We start from the raw sequence: 12,391 nt of genomic DNA, 5'->3' as shown, positions 1-12,391 counted from the left end.
AGGATCGATGACAGCCATTGTCAAATATTTTATTTCGACTATTAGTGCTAAGTTGTTTATGTGATATACATAATAAATTAAAATAGTAATAAAATGTAAAAATGCCAGAACTTCCTGAGGTTGAAACATTAAGACGCTGCCTAGAACAACGAATAATAGGGGCTACCATTAATAAGCTGGATAAAAGGCGGGATAATATACGTTATAGACTGAGCGAGCAGTTAGAGTCAGATGTAAAATCAGCAAAAATTATCGCCCTAAGGCGTAGGGCAAAATATTTGCTAATTGATCTAGATAATTATTACTCGATTATTGTCCATCTTGGTATGACTGGCAGGTTAACACTACAACTTAGCGATTATCAGATACAAAAGCATGATCATATTATTCTCTTTTTGGGGAGTTGTAAAAAATTAGTTTTTAATGATTCACGACGTTTCGGTATGATTTATACCGGGCAAACAAAGCTCCTTGAAGAAACATTTTTAGCAAATTTAGGCGTAGAACCTTTGTCAGAGGATATGTCGTATGAGTATCTAGAAATGAAATTGCTGAATCGCTCTGTTCCGATAAAAAACCTGCTAATGGATAATAGGATTATTGTCGGTGTTGGGAATATATATGCCTCTGAAAGTCTTTTTGTGGCTAGAATACATCCAGGTAGACTGGGTAGTAGTTTATCAAATAACGAAATAAGTAATTTGTTGTTAGCCGTCAAACATGTTTTAACAAAAGCCATATCAGCAGGCGGGACAACTCTCAAGGATTTTGTTAGCGGTGATAGTAAACCTGGTTATTTCCAACAAGAATTACAGGTCTATGCCCGAGAAAATCAGAAATGTTTGAACTGCCAGGGAATAATAAGGAAAATAAAGCAATCCGGTAGGGCTAGTTTTTATTGTGCCACTTGCCAAAAATAAGCTTCTTCACAATGACGAGATATATATGATCTGTAAATGCCATGCGTAAGGTGAGTAAATAAATAAAAATTCTATCCTTGAAATCTACTTAGTTACTTAGTATACTTAGTACAATTAGTTGGATTTTATAAAATAAAAAGAGAGGGTTATGGCTAGGATAACGATTGAAGATTGCATTGGGAAAATTCATGATAGGTTTGAGTTGGTAGCTCTATCGTCTCAAAGAGCAAATGATATAAATTCTGGCAGTAAGATGACTATTAATAACGTTAAAGGTGATAAGGCAACTGTGCTGGCATTACGTGAAATAGCGGCTGGTTATGTAACAGTTTGTTCTTTAAAATCTCAGTTACTAAAACGCCTTCGAACAAAAAATAGAGTCGATCCTATTGATGAAGAAAATCCCGATGCTTCTCTTGATGCTGTTGCAGAAGATTTTGACTATTTACCAAGTGGTGCAGATATCAGTATTACTGAAGATTATTCTGATTTAGATGATCAAGTATTTGATGATAATATAAGTGATAATGAACAAAAATGATTCTTGGCATTGGTACAGATATAGTACAAATTCCAAGAATAGAGAGGATATTAAACCTATATGGTCAACGTTTTATAGATAAAATTCTTTCTAAAAAGGAAGTACAAAAGCTAAGTTCTCTAAGTAAAGATCAACATGGTTGTTTCTTGGCAAGAAGGTTTGCAGCAAAAGAAGCAATTAGCAAAGCCCTTGGCGTTGGGATTGGCAGAAATTTACAATTTAAAAATATCTCTGTATTAAATGATGATTTAGGAAAGCCATTTGTATCGATTTATCATCATGAAAATCAGAGCAAATTTGGACAAAATTCTGGACAAAATTTTGAACAAATTAAAATTCATTTGTCTATTTCAGATGATTACCCAACTTCCGTAGCGTTTGCAATCGCTACATCTTAGGTATATAGAGGTCTGGAAGTTGTTTTAATTAAATAAAAATACTAAAAAAGGGGGTATCATGCCAAAAATTATAGAGCTAGTAGCATTAATAGCAATAAGTATCTTTGCCGGTGGTTGTATTGTTATTGGTTTAGTATTAGTACCATTTTGGCAAAGTATGAATCCTACCGATTTTTTGTCATATTTTTCCAGTTGGTCTTTTACAATTGGTGCTACAATGTTAACTATTGGACTAATAGCTCAATGCTCTGTAATATTGGCATTAATGCAAAATAAAATTGGCAAGAGACGTAACTTATGGTGTACATCTGCAGTATCGCTAGGTATGACATTTGTGTTATTTTTTGTATATTTTGTCAAAGCAAATGCAGGATTTGCTCATAGTACAATTGATCCTTTGCAAGTAGTTTATGAATTAAAACTATGGGAATTGATGCATTGGCTACGCGTAGGACTTATTTTGCTTTCAACCTTATTAGCTATTATAGCATTAGTTGATAAAAGTGAATAAAAGCAATAATAATTAGGTAGCAGGAGTGATGGAGTGCATAAGCGTCAGTTTAAGAAAATAAAGTAGAAAAGTAGTCATTGCGAGACCACGCAAGTAGGTCGTGGCAATCCATAAAAGTAACCAAAGATGGATTGCCACGACCTACTTGCGTGGTCTCGCAATGACTACTTTTCTACTTTATTTTCTTAAACTGACGCTTATGCGATGGAGCGACGCCTATGAAGTAATAGGTGAGTATTGAGCGACGACGTTACCAATTTCTCATCAATTGACTATAATTTTGTTCACAGAGTATCAAGGTTGTTATGAGTAAAATATTAATCCCCCCCTTCAGTTTAGAGTCCGGTATAGTCAATTCAGGGGAATTTGGTGCTAGGAACGATGGGGCGACGCCTATAAGTAATGGGCGAGCATGAGTAAGGACGTCACCAACTTCTCATCAATTGACTATAATAGCTCGGTTATGGACTATATTATGCTGATGAAACCTAGAGTGATGGCACTTGTAGTATTTACCAGCTTTTCTGGTCTATGGCTTGCTTCAGGCGTAATTCATCCATTTATAGCGTGTATTGCTATGCTCTGTATTACGCTTGGAGCTGGTAGTAGTGCAGCTATTAATATGTGGTATGATAGAGATATTGATGCCATAATGAAACGTACGCAAAATAGACCTCTAGTTACCGGGGTTATAGAACCACAGGACGCTTTAGCTTTTGGTGTGGTTGTTGCCTTCTTTTCAGTTTTTCTGATGGGTCTTTGTGTTAATCTGCTATCGGCTTTATTGTTATTAATAACCATATTATATTATGTCTTCATTTATACTATGTGGCTAAAACGTTCAACCATGCAAAATATAGTTATTGGTGGGGTGGCGGGTGCATTACCGCCTATGATTGGTTGGGCAACGGTGACTAATGAGATTTCTCTTGGCTCTTTTTCTTTATTTATGATTATTTTAACTTGGACACCACCGCATTCTTGGGCATTGGCAATTTTTCGTTCAGAAGACTACAAAAATTGTGATGTTCCGATGATGCCGGTAGTAAAGGGAGATTATTATACTAAGAAGCAAATTCTTGCCTATAGTATAATTATGTTTATTACTACATTTATGCCATTTTGCTTAGGAATAAGTAATCATTTATATTTGCTTACGGCATTTATATTAGGTCTAATTTTTCTATATTATGCTGTTTCTTTGTTTCGTGATAAAGATAATAAACAGGCTAAGAAATTATTTGCCTATTCAATATTTTATCTTTTCAGTATTTTTTTAACATTGGATTTCTTTCGAAATTATAGCTAATCTGACTAATTGATTGTCGGAGATAATTAATTAAGTGCTGTTTTATACTCCAATAACTAAATATTCTTTTGGCAGTTAGAAAGAATAGAAGATAAGTTAATTTAATGTCCAGTTACAACTTGTCTGGATATATTTTTGTAGGAATTCAGCGAATTAATTTAATATCTGCATTATTTAATTGTAGTTGAGTCCAAACCCTATCAGCAGTGTATATGGGTATGAGTAATGCGGTATTATTCACGCTTTGCCTCTAAACGTCTCATGGCTATTAGCTCATCAACAAGGGAAACATTTTGATTAGTGGCATTAATATGGTTTCTCACCTTTGTTTGTAGTTTGGATAAAGCTTGATTAGGAGTGGTAATATAAATTGTCTCATCCTTCATATGTAATATAATGTCATCTCCTGCCATTAGATTAAGATTGTGACGAAAGATTGATGGAATAATGACTCTGCCACCATCCCCTAATTTTGTACGTATAACTTCCATAATATCCATGCTAGCAATTTGTGCATAATATAACATTTTATGCCACATATGTTGATTGTATCTTGATCATTTATGAATGTCAAATATTAGTATTCTTGCTGTCGATAACAAGGTATAAGCATCTCTTCATTATTTTTACAAAATTTATTATTTTTTACATTCTAATACTTAGTGTTTTACAATTTATCTGCTATAGTGTAGCTAATAAAATATAGCTAGTAAAAAAATTGATATAATTTGTTAAAAAATGATCTAGGTGGGATTAGTGATCAAGTATTTATTTGTTATACTATTAGTAGTTGCTAACTTTAATAGCTATGCAATAGAAACTATAGTTATAGAGCGTGGACATGTTGATCCAATGCCGATAGCCATCAATAAATTTGATGCAGATAATAGTGGCAATAGTGTAATTGGTGCTGATATAATTAGCGTAGTATCTAATGACCTAAAAAGTTCTGGTATGTTTCGTCCTATTTCTACTGCTTCTTTTATAGAACAGACTCTAGGAATAAAACATAAGCCTCTTTTTGCTGCTTGGCGACAAATTAATGCTAATCTGCTAATTAATGGTGAAGTTATCAAACTATCTTCTGGCAAGCTAAAGGTTAGTTTTATATTATGGGATGTAAGTTTAGAAAAAGATCTTATAGGTGAGGTTTTTGAAGTGTCAGCAAATTTATGGCGTAGGGTGGCACATAAAATAGCTGATAAAATTTATGAAAAAATTACTGGAGATTCAGGTTACTTTGATACGAGAATAGTGTATGTGTCAGAGAGTGGACCTTATCTAAAGCGAGTAAAGAAAATAGCTATGATGGATCATGATGGTGCTAATCACAAATATCTGTCAGATGGTAAAAATCTAGTTCTTACTCCAAGATTTTCGCCGCAAGCAGATAAAATTATGTATTTATCGTATGCACGAAAGCAAAAACCACATGTTTACATTCGTGATCTTAAAACGGGTAAAGAAAAATTGGTTGGTAATTTCCCTGGTATGTCCTTTGCTCCAAGATTTTCACCCCAGGGGGATAAGGCTATAATGTCAATGGCAAGAAATGGAGCTACCCATATTTTTGAAACTGATTTGAATAGTATGGTGACTAAACAATTGACCAATGGTATTGGTATTAATACTTCTCCTAGCTATTCACCGGATGGTAGTAAAATAGTTTTTAACTCTGATCGAAGTGGATCAAAGCAATTATATATTATGAATTCTGATGGTTCAAATGTTGAACGTATAAGTTTTGGCGGGGGAAATTATTATGCACCAAGTTGGTCACCTAGAGGGGATTATATAGCTTTTACTAAGATTTCTAGAGAGGGGTTTACCATTGGGGTGATGAAAGCTCTTGCTAATGGTGAGGAAAATAGTGAAAGAATTATAACTAGCGGGTATCTGGTTGAAAGTCCTTGCTGGTCAACCAATGGTAGGATAATTATGTTTGCTAAAGGTTGGCCTCCTAGAAACAAAGTAGCTGGGAGAAATCGTATATATTCCATTGATTTAACCGGTTATAATGAAAGAGAAATTATCACCCCTCAAGATGCTTCTGACCCAGAATGGTCAAAAATGTTAAACTAACGCAAGTTTATAAACATCTCGCCGGTATAGCTCAGTTGGCAGAGCGACGCATTCGTAACGCGTAGGTCGGAGGTTCGATTCCCTCTATCGGCACCATAAATATAGAAATACTTTATAGTCAATGTCTATTAGCGAGGAGGATCGTAGGTTGACGAAGCAATTGTAAGTTGTTACTCCCGCTTCCTCTTGTCATTCCCGCGTAGGCACATAAGCGTCAGTTTAAGAAAACAATAATTGAGAAACCGTCATTGCGAGGAGACCGTAAGGTCGACGAAGCAATCCAAAAATTATAATAAATCTGGATTGCTTCGTCGTGCGGTTTCCGCACTCCTCGCAATGACGTTTGAGGCGTATACACGTCATTGCGAGCGAATGTATGTGAGTGTAGCAATCTATTTTAATCATTTTTCTGGATTGCATCAATGCCACTAAAGTAGCTCTGAGCCATGACGTTTGAGGTCGTACATGTCATTGCGAGCGAACATATGTGAGCGTGGCAATCCATTTTTAATTAATTTAAATTAGGTCTATGATAAATCTTTATTTAATCATTAATATTTTATTTGTTGCTTTAATGATTTATTTATTGCTTAAAAATGGAAATATTTTTGTAAAACTCTTAGTGCTGAATAGTTTAACTAGTATAATGACTTTATTCATTTGTTTCCTTGGGTCATTTAAAATGAATAATTGTTATTTAGATATTGCTCTGATTTATTTTCTGTTAAGCTTTATAGCAAGCGGAGCATATTTAAAGTATTTTATTGGTCAGTCTAATAATGTAATGTAATGAAAAAAGAAATAGTAATATTAGGTTGTGGTTTAAGTGGTATGCTTACGGCATTATCATTTGCCAGGAAGAATATTAAAACTACGATCCTTGAGTGTCAATCAATAAACTCTAGCAGCTTTTGTGCTGATATCAGGACTACAGCCTTAACTCCTGCTTCTTCACGATTCCTAGAAGCTATTCGTTTGTGGTCTGAGATTGAACAGGTAGCTGGCAAAATGCTGGAAATTTATGTTGTGGATAATAAGGCACCAGAAATGTTGTGTTTGCCAAATATCAAAGGTAATGATGCATTAGGTTATATAGTAAAAAACAGTGAATTTAAGCAAATATTACTAGAAAATGTTAAAAAAAACTCATTAATCAACATAATTGATCAGTGTGGTTATCAAAAGATCGATAGTAAAGCTGATCATTCGATCATCTATTTAGATAATCAGAAAACTATAAATAGTGACTTATTGATTGTTTGTGATGGGCATAATTCTAAAGCCCGTCAATATTATTTCTTCAATAAAATAGAAAAATCATATAATCAAACTGCCTTGACATTTAATATTAGGCATAAGAAAAATCATGAAAATTGTGCTATTGAACATTTTATGCCATCTGGTCCTTTTGCCATTTTGCCTCTCAAGGATCAAAAAACCTCATCGATAGTATGGACTACCAGCCAAGAGCAGGCGGCGTTATTGACCAGTTTGCCGAGTGAAGAGTTTGAGTATTTGGTAAGTAGAAATTGTGGCAATTCTCTAGGAGCTATTGCGGTGGATAGTGATATTAGTTCTTTTCCTTTAAAAGCTCGTGTAACTAGTAAATATTTTCATAATAAAATAGTAGTAGTGGCAGATAGTGCACACGTAATTCATCCGCTAGCTGGTCAAGGCTTAAATCAGGGCATCAAAGATATTGAGACTTTAACTGGGTTAGTTGCAAGTAGTGGTACAAATGCAGCGGTACTAGAACGATATCAAAAATTAAGACAAAATGATAATTGTAATATGTATATGATTACTGAGAGTCTAAATAGTATTTTCTCAAATCATTCAAAACCCTTATGGTACCTAAGACGTTTAGGGCTTAAAGCTATTGATAATATAGATCCGATTAAGAATTTATTAAAACAATATGCTATGGGTAAAAGGTTTAATCTTAAAAATTAGAATGTTATTGTAAAAAAAATCAAAATAGCAGTTGACAGCATAGTAGATTTTGCATATGATTACCACACGAAAAGATGATTACTCATCAACTCGTAAGCTGTTTTTAAAAGTAAATAATCAGATATAGGTAGTGACAGCAAAATGTACTTATCACTTAAAGTGATAAATTAAACCTGTCAATTTTTTGAATAAAAAGTAGACAGAATCAAACTTGAGAGTTTGATCCTGGCTCAGAACGAACGCTTTCGGTATGCTTAACACATGCAAGTTGAACGGATTAATTTAGGGCTTGCTCTAAATTAGTTAGTAGCAGACGGGTGAGTAACACGTGGGAATCTGCCCATCAGTACGGAATAACATTTAGAAATAAATGCTAATACCGTATATTCTCTTCGGAGGAAAGATTTATCGCTGATGGATGAGCCCGCGTCAGATTAGGTAGTTGGTAGGGTAATGGCCTACCAAGCCAACGATCTGTAGCTGGTCTGAGAGGATGATCAGCCACACTGGGACTGAGACACGGCCCAGACTCCTACGGGAGGCAGCAGTGGGGAATATTGGACAATGGGCGAAAGCCTGATCCAGCAATACCGAGTGGGTGACGAAGGCCTTAGGGTTGTAAAGCCCTTTTCAGCAGGGAAGATAATGACGGTACCTGACCAAGAAAGCCCCGGCTAACTCCGTGCCAGCAGCCGCGGTAAGACGGAGGGGGCTAGCGTTGTTCGGAATTACTGGGCGTAAAGAGTGCGTAGGCGGTTTAGTAAGTTGGAAGTGAAAGCCCGAGGCTTAACCTCGGAACTGCTTTCAAAACTACTAATCTAGAGTGTAGTAGGGGATGATGGAATTCCTAGTGTAGAGGTGAAATTCTTAGATATTAGGAGGAACACCGGTGGCGAAGGCGGTCATCTAGGCTACAACTGACGCTGATGCACGAAAGCGTGGGGAGCAAACAGGATTAGATACCCTGGTAGTCCACGCCGTAAACGATGAGTGCTAGATATCGGGAGAAATTCTTTCGGTTTCGTAGCTAACGCATTAAGCACTCCGCCTGGGGAGTACGGTCGCAAGATTAAAACTCAAAGGAATTGACGGGGGTTCGCACAAGCGGTGGAGCATGCGGTTTAATTCGATGTTACGCGAAAAACCTTACCAACCCTTGACATGGTGGTCGCGGGAAGCAGAGATGCATCCCTTCAGTTCGGCTGGACCACACACAGGTGTTGCATGGCTGTCGTCAGCTCGTGTCGTGAGATGTTGGGTTAAGTCCCGCAACGAGCGCAACCCTCATTCTTATTTGCCAGCGGGTAATGCCGGGAACTATAAGGAAACTGCCGGTGATAAGCCGGAGGAAGGTGGGGACGATGTCAAGTCATCATGGCCCTTATGGGTTGGGCTACACGCGTGCTACAATGGTATCCACAGAGGGAAGCAATACGGTAACGTGGAGCAAATCCCTAAAAGATATCTCAGTTCGGATTGTTCTCTGCAACTCGAGAACATGAAGTTGGAATCGCTAGTAATCGCGGATCAGCATGCCGCGGTGAATACGTTTTCGGGCCTTGTACACACTGCCCGTCACGCCATGGGAGTTGGTTTTACCTGAAGGTGGTGAGCTAACGTAAGAGGCAGCCAACCACGGTAAAATTAGCGACTGGGGTGAAGTCGTAACAAGGTAGCCGTAGGGGAACCTGCGGCTGGATTACCTCCTTTAAAGACTTAATATAGCAAGTATTACTTTTGTAATATTTGCCTAAGTTCGACTTTCGCTGTCACTACCTTTAACTGATTGTTTATCAAATTTTTAAAAACAGCTCTTTCTTTGATTGTCATTCCGTTGCTATCAAGTTATAGCTCTGCCTAACTTGCTAAGGAAAAACATTATCTCCTATAGTTTCTTACTACTTACCTTACACATGGCATTTAAAAGTCATATAGAAAATAGCTTGTGTCCTTGCGATCCATAGTACCCTACAATTTTTGTAATAAATACTCTGCAAAGGTATTGTATATGGAAGGTTGAAGTAGTATAAGAGTGTATTTTCTGACTATGCACAATATACTACTTCAGTCACTGATACTAAACTTTTCTTGGAAAAAATCAAGGCTAGAATGTCTTTCTGGAATGATTATGAGTCTAATTGAGAATTGCTCCGTTAGCGGTAAAAACATGGCACTTGGAATTAAGAGTGAAGCTAAACATAGCTCTAGAATTCAAAGAATATATAGGCTGTTTAGGGATCAAATATTTAATTATGACCAAATTGCTAAGTTTATTTTGAATATTTTTGCTAATGACAAATACATTATTGCTCTGGATAGAACTTGCTGGAAATTTGGCACAAGTGATATTAATATATTATTTTTGGTTATAGTTTTCGGAAAAATTTCTGTGCCTATTTATTGGTATCCATTAGATCACGGGGGTGCTTGTTCTAGCTGGTTGATGGAGGAAATTTTAGAGCGATTTATCAATAATTTTGGAGTTCATAAAATTAAATATTTATTGGCTGATCGCGAATTTATGAGTAAAGAATGGCTTAATTTTCTAACTAGCAAACAAATTAAATTTGCGATTCCTCTTAGAAAAGATATGCTGATTCGAATTATCAATGCTTTGCAAATTAAACCAGTGGGAAAAAGTTTTAATAATGTAAAACCCCTTGAATACCTTGAAATTAAAGGCATGTTATGGGGACATGTAGTTACATTATCTGCATATAGAAATGATAAAAGCGAACTAATGGTTGTTGCAGCTAGTGGTGATATTGATGTAAAAATTTTTGCTTTATATAAATTTCGCTGGTCAATTGAAGTTTGCCAGTCATAATGCCTCTGTAATAGTTATTTGTTTATTATTCTACCTTTTTTACCCTGGAATGGTAAATCCACTGTTTCGGTTGTTCTCTTAATGAGATCAACCTTTTAATCTCTTGCTCATCGGCTGTAATTAGCCAAATCCAACGTTGTGATGAGTTGTAAACTTTCCTGACTTTTAATTGCTCTCTTTGCATCCATCTATATAAAGTTGGTTCTGGTATATTGATTTTTTGCGATAATTCACGAAAAGTAAATTCATTTTGCCTACGATTAATTTCTCCTGATAATGTTCTTTTGTTAGTAGCTGTTACACCACTACGTATAAGTAGGCTACTAACCGTGTTCTCATTAAAAATATTTAACAGCTTTGCTGGACGCCACCCTTCTTGTTGATTTAAAATATCAGCAATTTGCTGTAATGTCATATCTTGGCTTTTGAGACTGGCTACTAGTTCAAGCAGTTTACCATAATAACTAAGTTGCTCCAATTTTGCCACAGGACGAACAAGATTAGTATTAGTTTTATATCCACCAGCCCAATGTATTTCTACCAAGACTTTCTCTGTTACACCTTCTATTTTTACAACAACACATTCTATTAGTAAACGTAAAATTTCTTTGCGTTCTTCTACCGTAGTAGTTGACGATGACCATAAAGCAGGAATATCAGAAGCTAATTTATATATAGTTTGACGCTCAACATCAGACAGAATTTTTGATTGTTCAGCTAAGAATTTGGCATATTCCTGTTTTAACTTTTCTTCTGCAGATAATGATTCTTCCCACTTTTTCTCAAGAGTTCTTGTGACAAGACGATTCTCAGGTTCTGAAGAATTATATTGCCGATATGCCCTCTCAACTTCATATCGTCCTCTCTCTAATTGTTTTTGCCAATATTTTTGTAAATTATTATGTTCGGTTTCAAGGTCTGTTGCCACTCGTAAACTAACTTCCAAAGCTTCTGGCTTTAACACTTCTAATGCCTGCTTAGCAATTAGTTCATCCAAAACATTGCCAACCAATGATTGGCAAACATCTTCACCATAATCTACAGACATTCTGCTACAACTATAACGCAATTTATTACCATTATTTGTATAGCAAGTTGCCATTCGTAAACCACAGCGACCACAAACAACAAGTCCGGCTAATAGTGCATTACCATGCCTTGCTACACCAATTCCTTGTATGGAGTTAGATAATAATTGTCTGCCATTACGTTCATATTGTTGCCAACTAATATAAGCAGGAACTTTGTCTTTTAACAATACTTGCCAATCTGACATTTTAGCAACAATACGCCCCGTAGATCGTCTGCCAGGTTTTTTTCTATGTGCCTCTGTTGGTCTGCGTCCATATACATAAGCACCTGCATATATGGGATTATGTAATAGATTTCCTAAAGTATTCCTATTAGGACGATGCCAGGTTAGTTCACCTTTTTGCAAACCGCTACGCTCTCTATAAGGCATTTTTATTTTATGACTGACTAAGTATTTTAATACTGCATTAATTGTAGAAAATTTTTCAAATAACTCAAATACCATCTGAATAGTTGCCTGTGCTTGCTCATCTGGATCTTTAACAATTTCGCCAGATGGTCGTCTAACATATCCCATAGCAACTTGCATGCCTAACTCACCTCGACGTGCTTTTGCTTTCTTCCCTTGTAGCATGCGTTGCTTAATTATATGTAACTCTGCTTCAGACATTGTACCTTTAAGACCTAATAATAGTCGATCATTATAGGATACCGGATCATAAATACCATCAGTATCAGCAATAATGGTTCTAAAAAGTGCACATACTTCTAGGTTCTGTTGACAAAATTTTATGTTAAGTTATCAGAGTAGAATAAAG

At 36.0% G+C, this 12,391-nt stretch carries 11 protein-coding genes, 1 tRNA gene and 1 rRNA gene; 11 read left to right on the top strand and 2 right to left on the bottom strand.

The window, feature by feature from the left end:
* Positions 1–101: 101 nt before the first annotated feature.
* The 5 genes from mutM (at position 102) to cyoE (ending at position 3,679) form a co-directional block, all read left to right on the top strand.
* On the top strand, positions 102–920 hold the full coding sequence (gene mutM / locus ACQH1V_RS01305; RefSeq protein WP_425360564.1) for a bifunctional DNA-formamidopyrimidine glycosylase/DNA-(apurinic or apyrimidinic site) lyase: 819 nt from the start codon (positions 102–104) through the stop codon (positions 918–920).
* A 148-nt stretch (positions 921–1,068) separates the two neighbouring features.
* Positions 1,069–1,461 carry a DNA-directed RNA polymerase subunit omega gene (gene rpoZ / locus ACQH1V_RS01300; protein ID WP_094649542.1) on the top strand — a complete coding sequence of 131 codons (393 nt, stop codon included), beginning with the start codon at positions 1,069–1,071 and terminating at the stop codon, positions 1,459–1,461.
* Positions 1,458–1,859 (top strand): holo-ACP synthase, encoded by a 402-nt coding sequence (gene acpS / locus ACQH1V_RS01295; RefSeq protein WP_250310675.1) that lies wholly within the window; start codon positions 1,458–1,460, stop codon positions 1,857–1,859. Before rpoZ ends, acpS begins: the two co-directional genes overlap by 4 nt.
* A 58-nt stretch (positions 1,860–1,917) precedes the next feature.
* Positions 1,918–2,370: a DUF1772 domain-containing protein gene (locus ACQH1V_RS01290; protein WP_094649544.1), complete on the top strand. Its 453-nt coding sequence runs from the start codon at positions 1,918–1,920 to the stop codon at positions 2,368–2,370.
* Positions 2,371–2,782: 412 nt separating this feature from the next.
* Positions 2,783–3,679 carry a heme o synthase gene (gene cyoE, locus ACQH1V_RS01285; protein WP_425360563.1) on the top strand — a complete coding sequence of 299 codons (897 nt, stop codon included), beginning with the start codon at positions 2,783–2,785 and terminating at the stop codon, positions 3,677–3,679.
* A 233-nt stretch (positions 3,680–3,912) separates the two neighbouring features.
* Here the strand turns inward: cyoE and ACQH1V_RS01280 are convergent, their stop codons facing one another.
* The gene (locus ACQH1V_RS01280; protein WP_375333475.1) at positions 3,913–4,206 is read right to left on the bottom strand and encodes a hypothetical protein; all 294 of its coding nucleotides are present in this window, start codon (positions 4,204–4,206) and stop codon (positions 3,913–3,915) included.
* Positions 4,207–4,438: 232 nt separating this feature from the next.
* Between ACQH1V_RS01280 and tolB the strand changes: the two genes are divergently transcribed.
* From tolB to ACQH1V_RS01250, 6 genes are all read left to right on the top strand, one after another.
* Positions 4,439–5,761, top strand: a complete 1,323-nt coding sequence (gene tolB / locus ACQH1V_RS01275) for a Tol-Pal system beta propeller repeat protein TolB (RefSeq protein WP_425360857.1) — start codon at positions 4,439–4,441, stop codon at positions 5,759–5,761.
* A gap of 20 nt (positions 5,762–5,781) precedes the next feature.
* Positions 5,782–5,857, top strand: a tRNA-Thr gene (locus ACQH1V_RS01270).
* A 433-nt stretch (positions 5,858–6,290) separates the two neighbouring features.
* Entirely contained in the window at positions 6,291–6,551 is a 261-nt protein-coding gene (locus ACQH1V_RS01265) for a monovalent cation/H+ antiporter complex subunit F (protein WP_425360562.1), read from the top strand.
* Positions 6,551–7,714 (top strand): FAD-dependent monooxygenase, encoded by a 1,164-nt coding sequence (locus ACQH1V_RS01260; protein WP_425360561.1) that lies wholly within the window; start codon positions 6,551–6,553, stop codon positions 7,712–7,714. Before ACQH1V_RS01265 ends, ACQH1V_RS01260 begins: the two co-directional genes overlap by 1 nt.
* A gap of 207 nt (positions 7,715–7,921) precedes the next feature.
* Positions 7,922–9,424 (top strand): 16S ribosomal RNA (locus tag ACQH1V_RS01255).
* Between the two features lie 337 nt (positions 9,425–9,761).
* A complete protein-coding gene (locus tag ACQH1V_RS01250; RefSeq protein WP_425360495.1) occupies positions 9,762–10,541 on the top strand; it encodes a transposase in 780 nt (259 codons plus the stop codon).
* Between the two features lie 25 nt (positions 10,542–10,566).
* On the opposite strand, the gene ACQH1V_RS01245 is transcribed toward ACQH1V_RS01250, so the two are convergent.
* Entirely contained in the window at positions 10,567–12,243 is a 1,677-nt protein-coding gene (locus ACQH1V_RS01245) for a recombinase family protein (RefSeq protein WP_425360494.1), read from the bottom strand.
* Between the last annotated feature and the right edge of the window lie 148 nt (positions 12,244–12,391).

It is taken from the genome of Candidatus Tisiphia endosymbiont of Ceraclea dissimilis (genome assembly GCF_964030735.1).
GTDB lineage: Bacteria > Pseudomonadota > Alphaproteobacteria > Rickettsiales > Rickettsiaceae > Tisiphia.
The sequence above is the reverse complement of the archived record's forward strand: the minus strand, read 5'-3'. Positions and strand labels throughout refer to the sequence as shown.

What these genes read in the sequence shown, in the direction of transcription:
- ACQH1V_RS01280 (WP_375333475.1), bottom strand. Translation starts at nt 4,206, where the DNA reads ATGTTATATTATGCACAAATTGCTAGCATGGATATTATGGAAGTTATA.
- ACQH1V_RS01290 (WP_094649544.1), top strand. Translation starts at nt 1,918, where the DNA reads ATGCCAAAAATTATAGAGCTAGTAGCATTAATAGCAATAAGTATCTTT.
- acpS (WP_250310675.1), top strand. Translation starts at nt 1,458, where the DNA reads ATGATTCTTGGCATTGGTACAGATATAGTACAAATTCCAAGAATAGAG.
- cyoE (WP_425360563.1), top strand. Translation starts at nt 2,783, where the DNA reads ATGAGTAAGGACGTCACCAACTTCTCATCAATTGACTATAATAGCTCG.
- rpoZ (WP_094649542.1), top strand. Translation starts at nt 1,069, where the DNA reads ATGGCTAGGATAACGATTGAAGATTGCATTGGGAAAATTCATGATAGG.
- ACQH1V_RS01250 (WP_425360495.1), top strand. Translation starts at nt 9,762, where the DNA reads ATGCACAATATACTACTTCAGTCACTGATACTAAACTTTTCTTGGAAA.
- mutM (WP_425360564.1), top strand. Translation starts at nt 102, where the DNA reads ATGCCAGAACTTCCTGAGGTTGAAACATTAAGACGCTGCCTAGAACAA.
- ACQH1V_RS01245 (WP_425360494.1), bottom strand. Translation starts at nt 12,243, where the DNA reads ATGTCTGAAGCAGAGTTACATATAATTAAGCAACGCATGCTACAAGGG.
- ACQH1V_RS01265 (WP_425360562.1), top strand. Translation starts at nt 6,291, where the DNA reads ATGATAAATCTTTATTTAATCATTAATATTTTATTTGTTGCTTTAATG.
- ACQH1V_RS01260 (WP_425360561.1), top strand. Translation starts at nt 6,551, where the DNA reads ATGAAAAAAGAAATAGTAATATTAGGTTGTGGTTTAAGTGGTATGCTT.